At 64.9% G+C, this 20,829-nt stretch carries 15 protein-coding genes; 7 read left to right on the top strand and 8 right to left on the bottom strand.

All coding sequences use genetic code 11. From position 1 onward, the window contains the following. Positions 1–54 precede the first annotated feature (54 nt). Positions 55–5,304: a DNA repair ATPase gene (locus tag J2887_RS19105; protein ID WP_227172714.1), complete on the top strand. Its 5,250-nt coding sequence runs from the start codon at positions 55–57 to the stop codon at positions 5,302–5,304. Positions 5,305–5,336: 32 nt separating this feature from the next. Here the strand turns inward: J2887_RS19105 and J2887_RS19100 are convergent, their stop codons facing one another. Continuing rightward, positions 5,337–5,588 carry a YkoF family thiamine/hydroxymethylpyrimidine-binding protein gene (locus J2887_RS19100; protein WP_227172713.1) on the bottom strand — a complete coding sequence of 84 codons (252 nt, stop codon included), beginning with the start codon at positions 5,586–5,588 and terminating at the stop codon, positions 5,337–5,339. A 268-nt stretch (positions 5,589–5,856) separates the two neighbouring features. Between J2887_RS19100 and J2887_RS19095 the strand changes: the two genes are divergently transcribed. Next, positions 5,857–7,404, top strand: a complete 1,548-nt coding sequence (locus J2887_RS19095) for a flavin-containing monooxygenase (protein WP_227172712.1) — start codon at positions 5,857–5,859, stop codon at positions 7,402–7,404. 59 nt (positions 7,405–7,463) lie between these two features. On the opposite strand, the gene cysK is transcribed toward J2887_RS19095, so the two are convergent. Together cysK and J2887_RS19085 are read right to left on the bottom strand one after the other, a co-directional pair. Next, on the bottom strand, positions 7,464–8,435 hold the full coding sequence (gene cysK / locus J2887_RS19090; RefSeq protein WP_227172711.1) for a cysteine synthase A: 972 nt from the start codon (positions 8,433–8,435) through the stop codon (positions 7,464–7,466). Between the two features lie 124 nt (positions 8,436–8,559). Next, on the bottom strand, positions 8,560–10,248 hold the full coding sequence (locus J2887_RS19085) for a VRR-NUC domain-containing protein (protein ID WP_227172710.1): 1,689 nt from the start codon (positions 10,246–10,248) through the stop codon (positions 8,560–8,562). Between the two features lie 132 nt (positions 10,249–10,380). Here J2887_RS19085 and J2887_RS19080 point away from each other — a divergent pair, with 132 nt between their 5' ends. Next, complete coding sequence (locus tag J2887_RS19080; RefSeq protein ID WP_227176174.1) at positions 10,381–10,914, top strand: glutathione peroxidase; 534 nt, start codon at positions 10,381–10,383, stop codon at positions 10,912–10,914. On the opposite strand, the gene J2887_RS19075 is transcribed toward J2887_RS19080, so the two are convergent. Together J2887_RS19075 and J2887_RS19070 are read right to left on the bottom strand one after the other, a co-directional pair. After that, positions 10,911–11,360, bottom strand: a complete 450-nt coding sequence (locus tag J2887_RS19075; RefSeq protein WP_227172709.1) for a DUF4124 domain-containing protein — start codon at positions 11,358–11,360, stop codon at positions 10,911–10,913. The genes J2887_RS19080 and J2887_RS19075 overlap by 4 nt on opposite strands. Before the next feature lie 134 nt (positions 11,361–11,494). Next, entirely contained in the window at positions 11,495–11,935 is a 441-nt protein-coding gene (locus J2887_RS19070) for a methylglyoxal synthase (protein ID WP_227172708.1), read from the bottom strand. Positions 11,936–12,018: 83 nt separating this feature from the next. Between J2887_RS19070 and J2887_RS19065 the strand changes: the two genes are divergently transcribed. Then, complete coding sequence (locus J2887_RS19065; RefSeq protein ID WP_227172707.1) at positions 12,019–12,813, top strand: ATP-binding protein; 795 nt, start codon at positions 12,019–12,021, stop codon at positions 12,811–12,813. Between the two features lie 7 nt (positions 12,814–12,820). On the opposite strand, the gene J2887_RS19060 is transcribed toward J2887_RS19065, so the two are convergent. The 3 genes from J2887_RS19060 to pdsR all read right to left on the bottom strand — a co-directional run bounded on the left by J2887_RS19060 (position 12,821) and on the right by pdsR (position 16,999). Beyond that, a complete protein-coding gene (locus J2887_RS19060) occupies positions 12,821–14,131 on the bottom strand; it encodes a DUF3422 family protein (RefSeq protein ID WP_227172706.1) in 1,311 nt (436 codons plus the stop codon). A gap of 165 nt (positions 14,132–14,296) precedes the next feature. After that, positions 14,297–16,294, bottom strand: a complete 1,998-nt coding sequence (locus tag J2887_RS19055; RefSeq protein ID WP_227172705.1) for an ATP-binding protein — start codon at positions 16,292–16,294, stop codon at positions 14,297–14,299. A 3-nt stretch (positions 16,295–16,297) separates the two neighbouring features. Beyond that, on the bottom strand, positions 16,298–16,999 hold the full coding sequence (pdsR, locus tag J2887_RS19050) for a proteobacterial dedicated sortase system response regulator (RefSeq protein WP_227172704.1): 702 nt from the start codon (positions 16,997–16,999) through the stop codon (positions 16,298–16,300). Positions 17,000–17,196: 197 nt separating this feature from the next. On the opposite strand from pdsR, the gene J2887_RS19045 reads away from it, so the two are divergent. From J2887_RS19045 to J2887_RS19035, 3 genes are all read left to right on the top strand, one after another. Next, on the top strand, positions 17,197–19,344 hold the full coding sequence (locus J2887_RS19045) for a marine proteobacterial sortase target protein (protein ID WP_227172703.1): 2,148 nt from the start codon (positions 17,197–17,199) through the stop codon (positions 19,342–19,344). After that, positions 19,341–19,940, top strand: a complete 600-nt coding sequence (locus J2887_RS19040; protein WP_227172702.1) for a class GN sortase — start codon at positions 19,341–19,343, stop codon at positions 19,938–19,940. Before J2887_RS19045 ends, J2887_RS19040 begins: the two co-directional genes overlap by 4 nt. A gap of 109 nt (positions 19,941–20,049) precedes the next feature. After that, positions 20,050–20,757, top strand: coding sequence for a lysophospholipid acyltransferase family protein (locus J2887_RS19035; protein WP_227172701.1), 708 nt, complete (start codon positions 20,050–20,052; stop codon positions 20,755–20,757). Positions 20,758–20,829: the final 72 nt, after the last annotated feature.

The raw sequence follows: 20,829 nt of genomic DNA, 5'->3' as shown, positions 1-20,829 counted from the left end.
GCCGGCCCCACAGCCCCTGCCCATTTCCCGATTTCGCTAGCCAGGAAGATCGCCATGTCGACGGATCGCAGTCAACTTGAGGACATCGTCCGGGAAGGCTCTGCCTTCGAAACCATCCAGCGGCGCCTGAAAGACCAGGGCCAGCAACTCCGGGCCGATGTCGAGGCCCTCAACGCCGCCCGTGCCGAGGTGTTCGGCAGTGCCGGCATGAGCGTGCTGGGCCGGGGGCGGGTACGCACCGAGAGCAACTCGGTGGCCCGGGATGTGGTCCGCATTGGTGATCGCCTGCTGTTCGGTTTCAACGTTCAGCTGGGTCTGCGCAAGGCGCTGGCACTGGAGGATGTGTTCAGCCTCTACCATCTGCAGGACTCGGACGACGGCTTTGAGGTCACCGAAGCGTCGGTGGCAGACAGCTTCCTGGCGGATGACCGTTTCCGCACTGACTTTCGTGAGCTGCAGCAGTACTACAGCCATGCCACCCTGGCCCAGCTGGTGATCCTCAACGGCATGCTGCTGATGGCCTTTCGAATTGGCGAGAAGCTCAGTGACCGGCGGGTGTTCCGCTGGGAGCTGACGGCCACCGGAGAGGTCAATCGCTACATCGACAACCGAGGTGAACGCGACCTGGTGTTCCCCGACCGATTCAGTTTCGAATGGCAGACCGCCGGCCGCGACAGCCAGGTCCAGGGCCGGGCGCCGCATCTGAACATTGCTGACACCCTGTTCATCGACAACCTGCGCGGCGACATCACCTTCAAGATCGAGAACAACACCAACACCGGCGAGGGCATTTTTGCTGACCCGGTGGCGTCCGACTCCCAGTCCCTCGACGACGCCACCTTTGAATACGCCGACCTGCAGCAGGTTATTCTGGTGCGCATCCTGCCGTACGGCGAGGACGCTTGGCGCTATTACCTGTACAACCGCAGCACCCGCCAGGTGGAACGCATCGATGCCCTCGGTGGCTCGGTGGTGCAGTTGCCGGAGAACCACGGCCTGATCTTCCCGTCGGGCTACTACCTGGCCAGTGGCGAACTCAAGACCTTTGACGTGCCGGCGGCGGATTTGCGCTTCAAGCGCATGATCCGTTCCCCCAACGGCGAGGACGTGCTCTACGTGTTCTACGGCGAGGACGGCGGCCAGGTGGTGCTGTACCGCTACAACCTGATTCGCAAGCAGGCCGATACGCCGATGATCGGCCACGGCTTCGCGCTGTTCGAAAATGGCCACCTGGCCATCTTCAACGCTGACCAGGAGCCCACCCTGGTACATCCGCTGCAGGTGTGGACCACACCGTTCATGTCAGAGAGCTACCACGCCCGCGACAGCGTCAATAACGATTCCCTGCTGGGCCGCATCGGCAACCCGGAGCTGGTGCGGGGCATTGCCGAACTCAACACCATTGTTGGCCTGGTGGAGCGGCCTCAGGTGTCGGAGCAGCATTTCACCTCGCTGATCCGTACCACCGACCGGGTGTTGGATCAGTTCTACTGGATCAGTGAGATCGCCGATTCCGAAGACGTGCCTGCCAGCCCGCTGGCGGAACGGCTGGGAGAAGTCCGCAAGACCGCTGAGCTGATGCTGGACGAATACGAGAAGGTCCAGAGCATCCGTGCCCAGACCGCGATGGCGGTGCAGGACACCGCGCGGGAGCAGGGTGCCCTGCTGCGGGATCTCAAGCCCGACAGCTGGAAAACGCCGGATGTGTTTGTCGCCCACCTGAAGAAATTGCGGGATCACCGCGGCAAGGTCCGCACCCTGCGGGATCGCCGCTACATCGACGAGGCCGAGATCGGCGAACTGGAAGCGGAGCTGGACCAGGCCGAGGAACGGTTGACCGACCGCACCTTCAAGTTTCTGGCCACCCCGGCGGCATTGGACGGCTACCGCCAGACCCTGGCGGAACTGGCCACCCGCTGCGAAGAGGCAGAGTCCCGTGATCAACTGGCAGAGTGTGTCGAGCAGTATCGCGAGCTGACTGCGGGCCTGGACATGATCCAGGGCATGCTGGCGTCGTTGTCCGGTGACAACGCCAGCCTGGAGACCCAGATCACCGAGAACATTTCCGGCATCTACGCCACCATCAACCAGCAACGCTCGGAGGCGGAGATCCGCCTCAAGGCCCGTGGCAGCGAGGAGGCCAAGGCCCAGTTTGCTGCCCGCATGCGGCTGTTCGAGCAGAGCCTGGCCAACGGTGTCGGTGCACTCACCGAGCCGGATGCCTGCGATGGCCTGATGACGCGGATGCTGGACCAGTTGCAGGAGCTGGAGAGCCAGTTCGGCGAGTACGACGAATTCCTTACCGCCATCCTGGAGCAGCGGGAGACCGCTCACGAGAGCATCGAGGCTCGCCGCCAGCAGTTACAGGATCAGCGCCAGCGTCGTATCAACACCCTCACCGACGCCGCCAGCCGCATTCTCAAGAACGTCAACCGGCGCACCGAGCGCTTCGAGAGCCAGGAAGAGCTGCACGCCTTCTTCGCTTCCGACGCCATGGTGGCGAAGGTCCGCAGTATGGCGGAGGAGCTGCGGGACCTCGGCGCCAACATGGAGGCGGACGACTGCGAGGGCCGCCTGCGTTCGGAACGGGACGCCGCCCTGCGCAGCGTCCGCGATCGCGCTGATATCTATGAGGACGGTGGTCAGGTGATTCGTCTGGGGCCGCGCCACCGGTTCTCGGTCAACCACCAGGAAGTGGACCTGACTCTGGTACCCCGGGACGGCAAGGTCATGCTGCACCTCACCGGCACCCAGTACTACGAGGCCATCGACGAGCCGGAACTGGACGCCCTGCGAGCCTACTGGGACGTCAGCCAGCCCTCGGAGTCGGAGCAGGTGTACCGCGGTGAATACCTGGCCTACCTGGTGATGGCGGAGCTGGCCCAGGGCGGCGAGACCCCGGTCAACGTCGCCGACCGGGAGGAGTTGATCGATTACATCCGCCGTTTTGCCTCGCCCCGCTACCGGGAGGGCTACGAGAAGGGCATCCATGACCATGACGCTGCCCTGATTGTCAGCACCCTGTGGCCCGCCACCCAGAGTGCCGGTCTGCTGCGTTTCAGTCCCCAGGCCCGGGCGCTGGCCATGCTGTTCTGGGCCCGCCGGTCGCAGGACGAGGCACAGGCCCGGACGCTGCGGTCCCGCTGTCTGTCAGCCGGCATACTCAGCCGCATGATGCATTCCCGGGAGCTGATCGCGACCCTGGTGGAGGAGATTGAACCGGCGCTGGCGGCCTTTGTCAGTGACCACCAACTCCCGGGGGAGGCCAGTGTTATCCGCAACGCCGCCGACTACCTGATACTGCAGCTGGCGGAGGAAAGCGGTGGCTTTGAGGTCACCCAGTATGCCGCCACCCTGGTGGATGGCTTCGTCAGCGAAATGAAGCGGGAAGGTCACTTCAGCCAGTTTGAAGAGGCGCTGACGGTGGTCAGCGACCAGCCCGGCGCCCGCTGGCGCATCACCGCCCACTGGCTGCAGGCCTGGGCGATCAAGGCCGGTCACCAGCAGGACAGCCACTACCTGCCCGAGGCCATTGCCATCCTCAATGCCGGCAAGCGCGTCAGCACCCAGCCCCGGAACGTTGAACTGGCGTTTGATGTGGTCGGCCTGCTGGGGCAGCACCCCCGTATTGTTGACCGTGGCTTCCGGTTGCAGCTGGATGAGTTCAGCCAGCGCCTGCGCCGACACCAGGAGGAGGTGATTCCCGCCTGGACCCGGCTGCAGGACGTGCGCCAGCAGGTACTGGCGAAATGGCGCGACCGGCTGCGGCTGGAGGAGTTCCGGCCCAAGCCGCTGTCGTCCTTCGTGCGCAACAAGCTGATCAGCGAGAGTTACCTGCCGCTGATCGGTGACAACCTGGCCAAGCAGATGGGCACGGTGGGGGAGAACCGTCGTACCGACCTGATGGGCCTGCTGATGATGATCTCGCCGCCGGGTTACGGTAAAACCACGCTGATGGAATACGTCGCCAGTCGCCTGGGGCTGATCTTCATGAAGATCAACTGCCCCAGTCTGGGCCACGATGTGATCTCGCTGGACCCGGAAAAGGCGCCCCATTCCACCGCCGAGGCCGAGCTGATCAAGCTCAACCTGGCACTGGAGATGGGCAACAACGTGATGCTGTATCTGGATGATATCCAGCACACCCATCCCGAGTTCCTGCAGAAGTTCATCTCCCTGTGTGACGGCAGTCGTCGCATCGAAGGGGTCTGGCGCGGGCGCACCAAAACCTACGACCTGCGCGGCAAGCGTTTCTGCGTGGTGATGGCCGGTAACCCCTACACCGAGAGTGGCGAGACCTTCCAGATCCCCGACATGCTGGCCAACCGGGCGGACATCTACAACCTGGGGGACGTGCTCAGCGGCATGGAAGAGGTGTTCGAGCTGTCTTACATCGAGAACAGCCTCAGCTCCAACTCGGTGCTGGCGCCGCTGGCCACCCGCGGTATGGACGATTTCTACCGCTTTGCCGACATTGCCGGTGGTCGGGATGTGCCCAGCTCGGAGTTTGACCACGACTACAGCGGTGCGGAACGGGAAGAAATTGTGGCGTTGCTGAAGAAGATGATCCAGGTGCGCAATGTGGTGCTGCAGGTCAACCAGGCCTACATCGCCTCCAGCGCCCAGGCTGAGGCTTACCGCACCGAGCCGACGTTCAAGCTGCAGGGCAGTTACCGCAACATGAACAAGCTGGCGGAGAAACTGTCACCGGTGATGACAGACGACGAACTCGATGCCCTGATCGACGACCACTACCTCGGCGAGGCCCAGCTGCTGACCCAGGGGGCGGAGGAGAACCTGCTCAAGCTCAAGCAGATGCGCGGAACCCTGAGCCCGCAGGAAGCCGAGCGGTGGCAGGCTATCTGCACCGAATTCCGTCGCCGTCAGCAGGCCGGGGGCGATGAGGAAACCGGCGTCAAGGTGGTGCGTCAGCTCGGGCTGATTGTGGAAGCGCTGGGACAGCTGCGGCAGCTGGTGCCCGAGGACAACCCGGCCGATACCGGCCCCGATCCTGCGGTGGCGAGCCTGGAGGCGCTCAGCCAGGTGGCGGATTCCTTCCGCACCGGGCTGCAGGACCTGAAGGTGGAGCCGGCGGTGACCGTCAATGTGGCCAGTCCGGCTGGCCTCGGCGAAGCGCTGCAGGCTTTCGCCGACATTTTCGAACAGTCGGTGGTGCCGCTGGTGCAGACCATGGAGGGCAAGCTGGGTCTGGACCTGAAAACCCAGACCGAGATGAGCCGGGTGCTGAAAGCGGTGGAGGCCCTGCAGGGAACCCTCAGTTCCACCTCGGATTCGGTCGACTAGCCAGACAAAACCGTCCGTCGCCCCGGAGCGTTCTACGATCTGGGGCGACGATCCCCTTCCAGGAAGTTGGCCACAAACACCGCCTTGCCGAAGGTCTGGAACGACCACTTCATGGTGTCAGCCAGCACCGCCATAACGGTGTCATAGTCACCGAACACCTGGGTGCTCATGCGGTTGGCGTGCACTTCCAGGCCGCTGGCCTCAAGGCGGGCGATGACGTCCTTGATGGGGGGCTTGTAGTCGTCGTTCAGGGGGTAGTAGCTCAGTTGCACGGACAGATACACGGTCTGGCTCCTTTGGTGATACGTTAAACGTAAGGACCATGGTACGTGAGGACTACCGTGGCACGTAAAACGTGTGGATTACTGTGGCACGTTAAGCGTGAGGACTTCGGTGGCATGAAGCCGAGGCTCCGTGGCCCCATGATGACTGAATTTTGACCTGGGTCAAAGGCGTCCGGCGGTGTCCCCGAATGACCCCGCTCTGGCCCACGGGCCCGACAGGGAGCGTCATACACTCGCAGCATTGATCGCAATCGCTGAGGTATGACAGATGAACCAAAAACAACATTCTTCCCGCAAACCCTCTCCCGTCCAGCGCACCGGCGTGGTCATCGTCGGCGCCGGTTTCGGCGGCCTGTGCATGGCCATCAAACTGATGGAGGCCGGTGTCGAAGACCTGGTGATCCTGGAGAAGGCCGATGAGGTTGGCGGCACCTGGCGCGACAACACCTACCCGGGCTGTGCCTGTGACGTCCAGTCTCACCTGTATTCCTACTCCTTCCATGGCAAACCGGACTGGAGCAAGCGTTACGCGCCCTGGCAGGAGATCCAGCAGTACATCCTCGACACCACCGAGGCCTATGGCCTGCGGCAGAAGGTCCGGTTCGGCCAGGAGGTCATCGCCGCCCACTACCAGGAGGACACCGCCCGCTGGCAGATCACCACCGAACGCGGCGACCGGTTTGACTGCCAGTACTGGGTACTGGCCTCCGGACCATTGCACGTGCCCCAGTACCCGGCCATTCCGGGACTGGACCGGTTCCAGGGCGAACAGTTCCACTCCGCCCGCTGGAACCATGATTACGACCTGCGGGGTAAACGAGTGGTGTCCATCGGGACCGGTGGCAGTGCCATTCAGTACTGCCCGGAGATCGCGCCGCAAGTGGACCGGCTGACCGTCCTGCAGCGTACCCCGGCCTGGGTGATCCCCCGCGACGAGCGCCGCTACTTCGGGCTGGAGAAGGCGCTGTTCCGGCGCTACCCGTTGCTGCGCAAGCTACACCGGGCCCGCCTGTACTGGAGCAACGAAGCGCGGGTCTGGCCAATCTTCCATCCTTCGCTGGCCAAGGGGCTGCAACAGCTTGCCAAGCTGTCGATCCGGCTGCAGGTCAAAAACCGGGATACCGCCCGTGCGCTGACCCCGGACTACACCGTTGGCTGTAAGCGGGTGCTGATCTCCAATGCCTGGTACCCGATGTTCAACCGGGACAACGTCGAGCTGGTCACTGAGGGGGTCCGTGAAGTGCGCGCCAACAGCGTGGTAACGGCGGACGGTCGGGAGCACCCGGCGGACTGCCTGATCTTCGGCACCGGGTTTCAGGTCGATCCCCGGCTCTACATGAAAGGCTTCGAACTCAGCGGTGCCGGCGGTCACACCCTGGCCGAGGACTGGCAGGCCGGCGTCGAGGGTTACATGGGCACCATGGTCCACGGTTACCCCAACATGTTCCAGCTGGTGGGGCCGAATGCCGGTTTGGGGCACAACTCCATCATCTTCATGATCGAATGCCAGGCGGACTACATCGTCAATCTGATGAACACCGTCACGGCCCGTGGCGCCGACTACGTGGATGTAATCGAGGGCGCCCAGTGCAACTTCAACGACGAGGTCGCCCGAGGTCTGGAAGGCACGGTATGGACGTCCGGTTGCAGCAGCTGGTACCAGCAGGCCGATGGCAGGAACTTCGCGCTGTGGCCGTTCTCAACCTGGCGTTACTGGTTGCGCACACGGTTCCTGGCGTTGGGGGATTTCCAGTTCGGACGCTGTGCCGGGTCGCTGGCGGAGCAGCCGGAGTCGGTGGCCGATCAGGCGGTGTGAGCGCAGTTGAAGGAAGGGAAAAGGCCGCCTGATGACACCCCAGGCGGCAGTGTACGGTTTTACTGGACGTTCTCCAGATCGCCGAAGGTATCGGCGAACAGCGCGGAGGACAGGTAACGCTCAGCCGAGTCCGGCAGCACCACGACAATGTTCTTGCCCTGGAATTCCGCCCGCTCCGCGAGCTTCACCGCGGCCACAACTGCGGCACCGCAGGAGATGCCGCAGAGGATGCCTTCTTCTTTCATCAGTCTGTGGGCCATGGCCATGGCGTCGTCATTGCTAACGGTTTCCACCAGATCCACCAGGTCCATGTCCAGGTTCTTGGGCACGAAGCCGGCCCCGATACCCTGGATCTTGTGGGGGGCGGGCTTGGGCGCTTCGCCGGCACGGGTCTGGGTGATGATCGGGGAATCGCTTGGCTCCACCGCCACGGTGGTGATGGCTTTGCCCCGGGTGCCCTTGATGTAGCGGGACACACCGGTCAGGGTGCCGCCGGTACCGACGCCGGCAACAAACACGTCGACGGCGCCGTCGGTGTCGTTCCAGATCTCCGGCCCGGTGGTTTCCTCGTGAATCGCCGGGTTGGCCGGATTCTCGAACTGCTGCGGCAGGAAGTACTTGTCCGGGTCGGCGGCGGCCATTTCCTCAGCCTTGGCGATGGCGCCGGGCATGCCCTTGGCGGGCTCGGTCAGCACCAGCTCAGCACCCAGGGCCTTCAATACCTTGCGGCGCTCCAGGCTCATGGAGGCCGGCATGGTCAGCACCAGCGGGTAGCCCCGGGCCGCGGCGACGAACGCCAGGGCGATGCCGGTGTTGCCGCTGGTGGGCTCAATGATGGTCATGCCCGGTTTGAGCACGCCGCGCTTCTCGGCGTCCCAGATCATGGCGGCGCCGATACGGCATTTCACCGAATAGGCGGGATTGCGACCCTCGATCTTGGCCCAGATGGTGGCGCCATTGGCAACCCGGTTGAGTTTGACCAGGGGGGTGTTGCCGATGGACAGCGAGTTGTCGTCGTAGATCCGTGCCATGGTGGTTTCCTCCGTTGTTGGTGGTTGAGCGCCGGTATCGCGGCGGCGACTGCGGTGCCCTGCTGAGCGGCCGGGCCGCCGGAACAGGAAAGAGAATCATTGGGACTGTAGCGCGAAATGCCCGTCAGGCACAGTCTCCGTCGTCCAGCCAGCTCAGGTGGCAGACCGAGGCGGGAATGCCCTGGCGTGTGAAGAACTCCAGCCACTGGCGTTGATGGTCCTGAAGCCGGTCTCCCGGCCCTTTGACTTCCACCAGCTGATAACACTGCTGGCGCCGGTCCAGACAGATCAGATCGGGCAGGCCCCGGCGATGCTCCTTCAGGTCGCTGAGCAGGTGAGTAAACAGGGCATGTAGATGGCCGGCGGGAATACAGGCGAAGGCCGCATCGAGCAGTGATTCTGACAGCGTGGGCCAGTGGACGAAGGGGTTTCGGGTGCCGGCTTTGCGGTGCCAGGTCTGGCGGATACGGTGTTGGTAACTGTCGTCCGCCAGCCCGGTGAGACAGCGCTCGAATTCGGACTGACGGCGACGGACAAAATCCGGGTGGTTGAGGTCCGCGGGGGCCATCTGGAACGGGTGGAAAAAGGCCCCGGGCACGGGCAGGAAAATGGCATCCCAGCACAATAGCCCAAACAGCGCGGTGAACAGCCGGTTTTCGGTGTGATGGACGGTGACGTCGGGCCCCGCCAGGTGCCCGGCAACCGCGGCTTCAACCGAGCCGTCGCTGATTGGCAGGGCCAGCGACCACTGCTGCAGTTCGGGGCGGGCCGGTGCCACGGGTGCCGCCCGGGACAGCTTGCGGGCCAGGCGCTGGGCCAGACGCTGCATGCCCCGACGTTCGCTGTCGGTGCGAGGTGCTGCGAGGGCGTCGGTGGCCAGGTTCCAGGCGCTCTCCAGAGCCTGCTGGCGTTCCAGCAGCCGTCCCAGGCGCAGGCGGGCCTCGCGGTGGCCGCTGTTGGCCAGGGCGGTCAACGCCAGTTCCGGATCGCCCTGGCGTTCGGCAAGAATGCCCAGTTCATACAGCAGGCTGTGGTAGCGGGCCATCAGCCAGGGATTGTCTTGGTCGCAGGCTGGCAACTGGGGCCACACCTCGCGGGCCGGGTGTGTCTCCAGCAACTCCCGGCATTGTTGCAGAGTGAGGTAGTCGTCCAGATGCTGCCGCTGGGTGACGGCGCGCAGGGCGGGGGTCAGTGGCACCGGTTCGTAGCGGTAGTGGCCCAGTTCCACCACCACGAAGTCCGACCAGTCCTGATAGAGGTTGCCGAAGAACAGCAGGCGCAGGCGATCAAACAGCTCCGGTGTGGTCAGTGCCACCGTGTCCGGCAGTCCCCAGTGGCTGGCCCTGGCGGCATGGGGCAAGCGTTCGGTCAGGGTATCCACCAGCACCTGTTTGCCCACGGTCCGGGGCAGGCCGTCGGCTTCCGGCCGCCCCAGCCAGCGCTGCCGTAACTCGGCCAGGGTCTGCAGGCGGGCAGCGTCAGTCAGGAACAGTTCGGGATCGCGCAGAAGCCAGTCGCCGTCGGTCAGTTCCTGAATCAGGTCGTCGATGGTGGCCTCCAGTTCCGGGTAGGCCAGGCGGTCGGTGCGGAAGCAGTGGCCACGACGCATTACCAGTCTCACCAACAGGGCGCGGGCGGCGGTGCTGAGGTCGGCAAGACGGTCCAGACGCCGGCGTTCGTCGGCGGTGAGCAGGTCATCGTGATGCTCGCGAACCCAGGCCACCAGTGTGTCGAAGTTGTGCAGGTAATACAGTGGATCGGCCAGGTCCGCCGGGGCGGGGGGCTGCTCGTGATCGGGATTGCTCGGAGTCACTGGCACCTCCGGCGCCGTTGCGCCGTGAAACCGTTGTTAAGCTGATACCGTATGGCTTCAGAACAACACCGTTGACGATGTGGGGATACCATCATGATAACGCGCTTACCTGCCAGATCTGCCCTGGCCGCGATGCTGATCCTGGCCAGTACACTGACGGCACCGGTGGCCATGGCCGCAACCTGCCCGGACTGGCTTGATCACGACCTGCGACGGCTGCACTCGCCGGACACGGTGAATCTGTGCGAAGTCGCCGGCGGCAAGCCCATGCTGGTGGTTAATACCGCCAGTCACTGCGGCTTCACCTCCCAGTTTCGGGGCCTGGAGGCACTGTACCAGAAATACCGTTCCCGGGGGCTGGCGGTGGTGGGCTTTGCCAGCAATGACTTCCGCCAGGCGGCGAAGAGTGAGGAGGAAGCGGCGCGGATCTGCTACGTCAATTTTGGTGTCAGCTTCACCATGGTGGCGCTCAGCGCGGTCACCGGTGCCGATGCCAATCCGGTGTTCCAGGCAATCAATCGCCAGAGTCAGCCGCCGGGCTGGAACTTCCACAAGTACCTGCTGGATGCCAGCGGCAACGTGGTGGCGCGCTTCCCCAGTACCGTGACGCCCGATGACCCGGAGCTGAGCGAGGCGATTGATAATCTGCTGGCGGAGGCTCCTTAACGCCACTTGTCGAGGCAGCCGTTGCGGAAGCGGTAGCGGCCGGTTTCCTCGCCCTTGCGGCGGTAAACCCACCACTGGCCGGCCCGCTGGGCGGGATCACCAAGGATGTAGCGAACCTGGTCCTCGCTCATGCCGGCACGCACCCGCGACTGCACCCGCAGGCGTCGCAGTTCGGTGGATTGCAGGTAGCCAACCGGACACCCTGGGGCCTGTTGGCGGCGACTGGTCTCGGGCGGCTGGTAGAACTCCACGTCGGTACCGGTGTCGAGGCGGCCGCCGGTGGTGACCGGATCGACGGCGACGGTTTCGGTGTTGTCACCGCAGGGGCGGTCGGCGAACACCGTATGGCCGTTCTGGCTGCAGCGATAGATGGCGGCCTGGCTCAGGCCGGAGAGGGTCATGGCCAACAGGCCGACGGCCAGTGACTTGTAGCTGGTGAGAGGCATGGCTGGTTTGCTCCTGCCCGATCCCTGGGCATGGGTCTGTGGCCACACCGTATGTAGCGGTGTGGGTCGACTCGGCGCTTCCTGCGCCGCCGGGGGCGAGCCCCGCTGGAGTCAGTGTAACCGGGTGGTCGGGGCTATTCCACCCGCCGCCGGGCGTGATCACTGAAGTCCGGCCGCTGGGCACGGTGGCCGGGGTCGGTCATGCAGGTGGAACTGAGGATGAACTCGGCGCTGGCGCGGTTGCAGGCCACCGGGATGTTCCACAGCGCGGCAATGCGCAGCAGGGCCTTGATGTCCGGATCATGGGGCTGGGGTTCCAGCGGGTCCCAGAAAAACACCAGCAGGTCGATTTCGCCCTCGGCGATCTTAGCGCCAATCTGCTGGTCGCCGCCCAGCGGGCCGCTCAGCAGGGTGTGGATGTCGTCCCGCCCCAATCGCTCCTGAAGCAGCCGGCCGGTGGTGCCGGTGGCGTAGAGCGCCAGCGGTGCCAGCCGCTGCTGGTTGCTGGAGACCCAGTCCACCAGTTCCCGTTTCTTGTTGTCGTGGGCGACGAGAGCGACAGATTTGACGGCCATGTGCGTTATAGTCTCCTGATTCAGTTCAGATCCCTGGCGGCAGTGTTCCACATCCCGCCCGGGGAGGAAACAGGAGACCGCCCATGACCCAGCCCAAATCCCCCGACTGGCCCCGTATCGCAGCCGCGGTATGGCGTCGCCATCGTCAGGGCCTCAGGCCTATCCGCCGGCTGGACCCGATCCAGTGGCACCAGCTGACCGGCATCGAACGACAGCAGCAGGCCCTGGCCCGCAACACCGAGCGTTTTCTGGCCGGCCAGCCCAGCAACAATGCACTGCTGTGGGGGGCTCGAGGGACCGGCAAGTCGTCGCTGATCAAGGCACTGCTGAACCGCTATCGCGACCAGGGTCTGCGGATGGTGGAAGTGGACAAGGACGATCTGGTGTTCCTGCCCGAAATTGTCGATGACCTCTGCGAGCAGCCGTTCCGGTTCGTGATCTTCTGTGACGACCTTTCCTTCGAGACCGGTGAGTCCGGCTACAAGGCGCTCAAGAGCGTGCTGGAAGGGTCGTTGGAGCTGCCGCCGGAGAATGTGCGGGTCTATGCCACCTCCAACCGCCGTCACCTGATGCCGGAATACATGGCCGATAACCTCAACAGCCAGGTCCACAACGGCGAACTGCACCCGTCGGAAGCGATCGAAGAGCAGGTCTCGCTGGCGGACCGTTTCGGCCTCCAGCTGTCGTTCTATGCCTTTGCCCAGGACGTCTACCTGCAGGCAGTGGATGCCCTGTTCCCGGCGGTGGCTGACCGGGACGCCCTGCACCGGGAGGCCATTCGTTTTGCCACCAGCCGCGGTGTCCGCAATGGTCGCACCGCCCAGCAGTTCTACCGCCAGTTTGGTGGCGAAACAGCGGACGGTAGTGAGCCGGCCTGAATGGCGGCTACTCCCGCCGGGCCAGCTTGATGAAGTGGTGGTGGATAAAGCGGATGCCGAGGAACACTGCCAGCAGAATCACCGGAATGGCGATGCCCAGCACCAGTGACTTGTTGAAACTGAAGCCGCTGGCGGCGGCGGTGTCCAGGGCCATCTTCAGCAGGCTGATCAGGTAGTAGCTGATGGCCACCACCGAGAAACCTTCCACCGTGTGCTGCATCATCAGCTGAATCTTCGAGCGCCGGTCCATGGAGGCGAGCAGCTGCTGGTTCTGGCTCTGGATCGCCAGCTCGACCCGGGTGCGCATCATGTCCGAGGCACGGTCGACCCGGCGTGACAGGTCTTCCAGACGGTCGCCAACGCTTTCGCAGGTCTTCACCGCCGGGGTCAGCCGCCGGGTCATGAACTCGGTGATGGTGAGGTGGCCGGACAGCTCGTCTTCCCGCAGCTCCTCCAGCCGTGTCAGCACCAGGCGGTGATAGGCCCGGGTGGCGGAGAAACGGAAGGTGGACTGGGCGCGGAACGCTTCGATACGAGCGGCGATGTCGGTAAGTTCGGCGAGGATGGCCTTCTCGTCAATCGAGCGGTTGTCTGCCAGAGCCTGGGTGATCTCCGCCAGTTGCTGGTCCATCTCGTTCAGTCTCGGGGTGATGGTGCGGGCCTGGGGCAGGGCCAGCAGGGACATCAGCCGGTAGGTTTCGATTTCCATCAAGCGGTGGGTCAGACGCCCGAGCTGGCTGTTGGAGAGGCTCTGGTTGAGCACCATGAAGCGGCCGAAGCCGTCGCTGTGGAGCTTGAAGCTGCCCCAGACCCGGGCCTTGCCTTCCTGGGGACTGCTGCCTACCAGACGTTTGCCCTCAAACCACGGCCGTACCAGCCCGAGATCGTTGTTGGGGCTGCTGTTGACGGTCTGCAGGTCAAGGTGGAACGCCGCCACCACGGTGCCGCTCAGGCGTTCCAGCCAGCCTTTCGGCAGCAGCGATGCGCCGGTGTGTTCAAAGGGCCGGTGGTGGGGGCCGGGGGCCAGGTTGATGAAGGTGTAGGAGGCGAATTCCATATGGGTTTCCCGCCGCACCCGCAGGTGGCCAAAGGTGGCCTCGAAGCAGCTGACCTCCGCCGTGGGGGCCGGCTCGCCCAGCAGCACGTGCAGCTCCTGGAGGTGACGAAACTGGGCGTCGCGCTGGTCGTCATCGGTCAGTAGGGCAATGTGAGTTACCGCCGCCGGGCAGGGCAGTACCTGAAACGGCCGCGAGTGCAGCTCGTCGTAGAGTTCTCCCCGCAGGGGGTGGAAATTGAGCGTCTGGGGCTGGGAAGTCACGGGGGAGATTCCTTGTTGCTGCGCCGGCTGGATTGACGCCGGACCCGTGCCCTGACCATAGGCGATTACCGCCCCGGGCAGTAGACGACCAGGGTCTTACGACTTTCCGGCAAGGATCGGGACACTAGGACAATCCGCGGGGGCTGGCAAGGGCTGGATTGACGGTCAGGCCTGTCCCGCCTGCGATGGCCTGGGCAACAAGATGCTGAACTCGACGCCGTCATCGGCATTGCTGGCCCGGGCTTCGCCCTGGTGGTGTTCGGCGATCAGTCGCACGATCAGCAGGCCCTGGCCGAGGTGGCCCTCGCCCTTGCTGTCCCGCAGCGACACGAACGGGTTGAAAATCTCGCTGGCCAGCGCGTCCGGCAGGGCGGAGCCCTGGTTGTACACCGCCAGCCGCCAGTGGCCGGGATCGGCGCTCAGGCGGATTTCGATCAGCCCGGCGGTGGGGGTGAAGTCGCGGGCATTGTCCACCAGTTTGTCCAGCAACTGCACCAGCAACTCCGGCGAGCCGTGGAACTGGCAGCCCTGGTCCGGGCCCTGGTACTGGATGCGATGGCCGGGGGACAGCGCCTGGTAGGCATGGGTGGCCTGGGTCGCCACTTCGGCAAGGTCGAAGGGCTCGTGTTCGGCGTGGTCAAAGCTCTGTTCCAGCCGCGCCGCTTCGCTCATGCCCTGGAGGATCTGGCTCAGGCGTTCGGTGGCCTGGCGCACCCGGTCCAGATAGGCCTGCTGGTCTGCCGTCGGACTGGTGTGGGCGAGGTTGTCCAGGGACGAGCGGACAATGGCCACCGGGGTTTTCAACTCGTGGGTGAGGCGGCGGGAAAAGCTCTCCAGGTAGTCGGTGTAGCCCTGCAACTTGTCCATCAACAGACGGAACTGGTGCCCCAATTCCGACACTTCGTCGCGGCCCCGTACCGGGGGCAGGGCGGCTATGATCCGGCCGTCCTGGTCGACGCTGCTGCTGACCGCCCGCTGCAACCGTGTGATGCGCCAGGACAGCCAGCTGGAATAGCCCAACAGCACCAGCATCAACGCGATCACCAGCAAGGTACTGCGGGCGATCACCGTTCCCAGGGCGCTGCCGGACAGCGTCAGCAACTGATCCAGCGACTGCACCAGCACCAGCCGGCGGCCATCCGCCAGCGGCTGGCTGACCAGCAGTGCCGGGCCATCGCCATTGTCGATCAGCCCCTGTTCCGGCAATTGTTCGATGGGTTGTCGGTCCGCCAGCAGCGGCCAGCGCGCCGGGCTGGGCTGGTAGAAACGCACCAGCCCCCGCAGGCCATTGAGGCTGATGCGCTCAACGATCTGCAGTGGGCTGAGGCTGTCGAAGTCCGGGGAATCCGGCGCTGCCGGTCGTTCGCTCCAGGCCACCCGCCAACCCGCCGGGTCGAGGATGGCGGCCTGCTGGCCGGGGGCCAGGCCCCGGGTCAGAGCCTGTTCCAGCAGTGGCGCGCGGGTGACCAGCCGTGGCAGCGTGGTCAGGCCGGGGCCATGGCTGGGCGGTACGCCGGCCTGATCCGGCTGGATGATGGCAAAACTGAAGCGCTCACCGGGCTCTGGCCGGGGCAGTTGCAGTTCCAGTTGGTAGCCGTTGCCATGGGCCTGCCAGAAGCCTCGGATGCGGTAGTCGGGGCGGGGATCGTCCTGAGGCTGCCAGCCCACCACAGGCCCGGGTGCCGGGGTGCGGATCAGGCGCTCCACCCGCTCGCCGGAGCGGGTCCACACCAGGCGCAGGTGATCGTGGGGCTGTCGCGGCCGACCCGGATCGAAGTAACGGGGCTGGGGCCGGCGGGCCTTGACCAGTAGATACAGGTGGTCCCGGTCCACCGCCAGTTGCCAGCCCAGTGGGGTATTGGGGTCGTCCAGCGGGCCGTCGTCGAATTCCTCGTCATAGCCGGGCCAGTCGTCACCAAAACCGTCCAGATTGGGGGCGTGGCTGAGTGTGTGGGCAAACAGCGCCGGGGTGCCGTGGAACACCGCCGGCTGGCGTTGCAGCAGCGGATTGGTCTGTACCGCCATGCGTTGGGCCTGCTCCAGCAGCTGGCCCTGGGCCTGCTGGCGCAGGGCGCCGTCAAGTTCCAGCACGAACTGCAGCCCCAGCCAGGGAATCAGCAGGGTCAGCAGGCTGGCAATCAGTAACTGGCGTTTCAGACTCAAGCGTCAGACCTCGTGGGCATTCCAGCGGTAGCCCATGCCGTAGGCGGTCTGGATGCCATCGAAGTCGGCGTCCACCTGCTGGAACTTCCGACGGATGCGCTTGATGTGGGAAGTCACGGTGTTGTCGTCCAGCACCGTGCTGGCGGCGGACATCAACTGGTCGCGGTCGCGGACATGGCCCGGGTGGCGGGCCAGGGAGTGCAGCATCCAGAATTCGGTGACCGTCAGTTCCACCGGCAACTGGTTCCAGGTCACGGTCATCCGATCCACATTGAGGCTCAGACGACCACGCTTGATCACCTCATCAGGCTGTTTCAGCGCCTCGGCCCAGGCGTCGGCGCGCCGCAACAGAGCGGTGATGCGGGCCAGCAGGTGATCCAGGCTCATGTCCTTGGTGACGTAGTCGTCCGCACCCAGGCGCAGACCGTGTACCGAATCGATGTCGCTGTCACGGGCGGTGAGGAAGATGATCGGCAGGGTGGCGGAGCGCTGGCGCAGCTCCTGGCACAGGGCAAAGCCGCCGTCGGGTTCGTCCCCCAGACCCACATCGATGATGGCCAGCTCCGGCAGTTGGGCGCTCAGGGCCAGCAGCGCAGCGGGCCGGTCGCCGTGGGTGGTGACCCGGTAGCCGCGGCGCTCGAGGGCATCGCGATAGTTCTCGCGGATGGCGGGTTCGTCTTCAATCAGGCAGATGTGTCGCTTCATGTCCGTGCGTCGTGTGGGGATGAGTGGTCCTTGGGTGCCTGCTATTAAATCACGGTCGCCCGCGGGCTCAAGGGCATCCCGCCAGCTTGCCACAATTCATCACTTTTCCCCATCGGGCTGCCCCGATTGCGCCACCGGATCGCCGGCTCGGCGGTGTGAAATGAGGTCATCTCATCCATCACGCAAGGAAAGGTACCATGCTACTCGCGGTCAGCATTCCTCCCGCCCGGGTTCCGGCCCGTCCCGCCAAGCCACTGCAGCCCCGTCGTCGGCGTTTGCCACGCTGGAGCGAAGGCGTCGGCCTGTGGTTGTCGATGGCGCTGTTGCTGTTTGTCCAGCCGCTGTTCGCCGACGCCTCGGAAGCCCCGGGCACTGGCGCATTCCACTTCATTGATGGCCAGGGCCAGTGGCAACAGCCAGCCACCCTGCTGACCACCGACTACCAGGTGACCGTCAGCGGGCTGATTGCCGACACCCGGCTGGTGCAGAAGTTCGCCAACACCAGCCAGCAGTGGCAGGAGGGGGTGTTCGTGTTCCCGCTGCCGGAGGACGCCAGCGTCTACGGCCTCACCATGATCGCCGGTGAGCGGGTGATCGAAGGCGAGATCCATACCCGCCAGGAGGCCAAACGCCAGTACCAGCAAGCCCGGGACGAAGGGCGCCAGGCCGCGACCGTGGAACAGCAGCGGCCCAACCTGTTCACTACCCGGCTAGCCAACATTCCCCCCGGTGAGGCGGTGTCAGTGGAACTGCGTTACCAGCAGGCGGTGCGCTATCAGGCCGGTGAGTTTGAACTGCGCCTGCCCACCACGCTGACACCCCGCTACATGCCGGGCAAACCGCTAACCGAGCAGTCCACCCAGTGGCAACAGGGCTGGGCCACCGCCACCACCGAGGTGCCGGATGCCGACCAGATCAGCCCGTTCACCGTCAGCCAGAACGATGTTCCGGCCGGGAGCCACCAGGCCAGTGTGCGACTGACCCTCAACGCCGGTCTGCCGATCGGCAACGTCACCAGCCCCAGTCATGGCCTAAACAGCACCTGGAACGGTGACCAAGTGGTGGTGGCGCCGACCCGGGGCGCGATTGCAATGGACCGCGACCTGGTGGTGCGCTGGACGCCGGTGCGTGGCCAGGCACCGGCCGCCGCCCTGTTCCGCGAACACTGGCAGGGTGAGGAGTACCTGCTGGCGATGCTGGTGCCGGGGCAGCAACAAGCCCAGAGCCTACCCCGGGAACTGGTGTTCGTGATTGATACCTCCGGCTCGATGGCCGGTGAATCGATTCGTCAGGCCAAGGCCTCGTTGCTGCGAGGGCTGGATACCCTGCAGCCGGAAGACCGCTTCAACGTGATCCAGTTCAACAGTCAGACCCAGGCCCTGCACATGGCGTCAGTACCGGCGTCGGCCACCAACCTGGCGCGGGCACGGCGCTACGTTCAGGACCTGCACGCCGACGGCGGCACCGAAATGGCACCGGCGCTGGACGCCGCGCTGCTTGCCGACGCCGACGATGAAGACCGCAGCGGCTATGTGCGACAGGTGGTGTTCATGACCGACGGTGCAGTGGGTAACGAAGCGGCCCTGTTCAGCCAGATTCAGCGCCAGCTGGGGCGTAGCCGGCTGTTCACGGTGGCGATTGGATCGGCGCCCAACATGCACTTCATGCGTGAGGCTGCCCGCTTTGGCCGCGGGACCTACACCGCCATCAGTGACCTGGCGGACGTCTCCGGGCCGCTGGACACACTGTTTGCCAAGATGCAGGCACCGGTGATGACTGACATTGCCAGCCAGTGGCCGGATGGGGTGTCGGAGCATGAGGCGCTGCCCCAGCGACCGGGCGACCTGTTTCTGGGTGAACCGTTGATCCAGGTGGTGCGGGCATCTGACGGCGAAGGCCTGGAAGGCACCCTGGAGGCGTCCGGCCGGCTGCCGGACGGTACCCGCTGGCAGCAGTCGCTCGACCTTGCGAAAGCAGCGCCGGGGCAGGGCCTGCACCGATACTGGGCGGCGGAGAAGATCGACAGCCTGATGGACCAGTCGCTGTCCGGGCAGGTGGGTTCTGAAATTCGTGACCAGGTCACCGAGCTGGCACTGGCCCATCGCCTGGTGACCCGTTTCACCAGCTTTGTGGCGGTGGACCGTACCCCGGTCCGTCCGATGAACCAGGCTCTGGCCAAGGATCAGGTGCCGACCCTGCTACCGGATGGCAGCCAGCCGGGGATGATGCGTTACCCCCAGACCGCCACCTGGTCTCCGCTGCTGTTGACGTCGGGGCTGCTGGGACTGGTGCTCAGTGGGCTGGCGGGGCTGTTCCGGCGCCGCCGGGCGGGAGTCTGGTCATGAGCGGGCGCTGGTTGACGGTGGTGGCGCTGGCGTCGCTGATGCTGGTGGTGGCGGGGTTGTGGATTCCCGCCAAGGCAATGCTGGCCCAGGAGCTGCTGGAAATGGCCTGGGCGGAAAGCCGGGCCCGGCAGACCGACGCCAAACCTTGGCCCTGGGCCGACACCTGGCCGGTGGCCCGCCTGGCGCTGCCGGACGAGGATCTGTCCTGGATCGTGATGGACGGTGTCCATGGCGAAAGCCTCGCCTTTGGCCCTGGCCTGGTGCGCACCGGTGATCACGGACCGGTGATGATCGCCGGCCATCGTGATACCCATTTTCGGGCGCTGGAGGCGATGGCTGCCGGCACCCGGCTGCAACTGCAGCAGCGGGACGGCCAGTGGCAGGATTACCAGGTGGCGTCGATCCGTATCGTCGACAGTCGCCAGGAGGGGGTGGATCTCAATGCCCTGGGTCCGGACGGCCTGTTGCTGGTGACCTGCTACCCCTTCGACAGCCTCAATACCAACGGCCCGCTGCGGTACGTGGTCGAGGCCCAGCGGGTCACCACCGCAGTGCCGGAGGTGGCCTCGGTGGCACACGCTGTAACGGACAGCTGAACACTTTTGGCGTACACTTGTTCGCCCTGTAGACCCCGTCCCGGCCCGACCATTGCCCTGGTCCGGTCGCGACGGGGTTTGTGTTTGGTTATCAAGTGGACAACGTGCAATGGGTGTGGTGCGAAAATTTCTGGCCTGGTTGATGGTGCCGGTGGTGTGTCTGTTGGGATTGGCGATTTGCCTGGCCCGGCCCTTCAATCCGGAGAATAACCGCGTCCTTGGCCGCTGGCTGGCCCGTCTTGGCCGGCGGATTCTGGGGCTGAAGCGTCCCCTGGATGGCTGGCAGCACATGCCCCACGACCGTCCCACCGTGATCATCGCCAATCACCAGCACAACGATGACCTGTTCGTGCTGGGGGATTTGCTGCCACCGCGGGCGGTTACGGTGGGCAAGTCCGCCCTGGTCTGGGCGCCGTTCTTTGGCCAGGTGTTCTGGCTGGGGGGCAATGTGCTGATCAATCGCGCCAAGTCCCATAAAGCGGTGGCGGCGATGCAGGCCACCAGCGAAGCCATCACCCGCGAGCACAAAAGCCTGTGGATCTTCCCCGAAGGCACCCGCAGTCACGGTGCCGAGCTGGGTCGTTTCAAGAAAGGCGCCTTTCACGCCGCGGTCGCTGCCGGTGCCCCCATCACCATGGTCTGTGCCCAGCCCTATCACGGTCGCACCGAAGGCGCGCTGGGGCGCTACCAGTCGGTTGCTGTCCGTATTCTGCCGCCGGTGGAAACCACCGGCCTCACCAACGCCGACATTCCCGAGCTGATGGAACGCTGCCGTCACCAGATGGCGGAGGTTATCGCCGAGTTGGCGAGCCACTGACCCTTAACCGTTCGTCATTGCGGAACTGCTTGAAGCAGCGTGAAAATCGCGGCAGTCTTGAAGCCCATGGAG

The sequence above is a fragment of the Marinobacter sp. CA1 genome, from assembly GCF_020546665.1.
Taxonomy (GTDB): domain Bacteria; phylum Pseudomonadota; class Gammaproteobacteria; order Pseudomonadales; family Oleiphilaceae; genus Marinobacter; species Marinobacter xestospongiae.
The sequence above is the reverse complement of the archived record's forward strand: the minus strand, read 5'-3'. Positions and strand labels throughout refer to the sequence as shown.